Source organism: Shigella sp. FC1544 (genome assembly GCF_001722145.1).
Lineage (GTDB): Bacteria > Pseudomonadota > Gammaproteobacteria > Enterobacterales > Enterobacteriaceae > Escherichia > Escherichia coli.
This window is the reverse complement of record NZ_MECT01000502.1, coordinates 1-290: the sequence shown is the minus strand read 5'-3', so window position 1 is coordinate 290 and position 290 is coordinate 1. Positions and strand designations below refer to the sequence as shown.

Here is a 290-nt window from a genome sequence, read left to right as displayed (position 1 = left end):
GCAACGAGCTGCTGTTTAAATTCGGGAGGATAATTAGGGCAGCCTTTTCGCCTGCCGGGATTCACATTTTTCTGCATATCTGACACTTTGGTTCCCACTTAGACTGGCCCCCTGAATCTCCAGACAACCAGTATCACTTAAATAAGTGATAGTCTTAATACTAGTTTTTAGACTAGTCATTGGAGTACAGGTGATTGATGTCTTAGGGCCGGAGAAACGCAGACGGCGTACCACACAGGAAAAGATCGCAATTGTTCAGCAGAGCTTTGAACCGGGGATGACGGTCTCCC

General features: G+C 46.9%; 1 pseudogene. It reads left to right on the top strand.

Annotated elements, in window-relative coordinates:
• Nucleotides 1-145 precede the first annotated feature (145 nt).
• Nucleotides 146-290, top strand: a pseudogene (locus tag BGK49_RS29775) (IS3 family transposase); the annotation flags it as partial.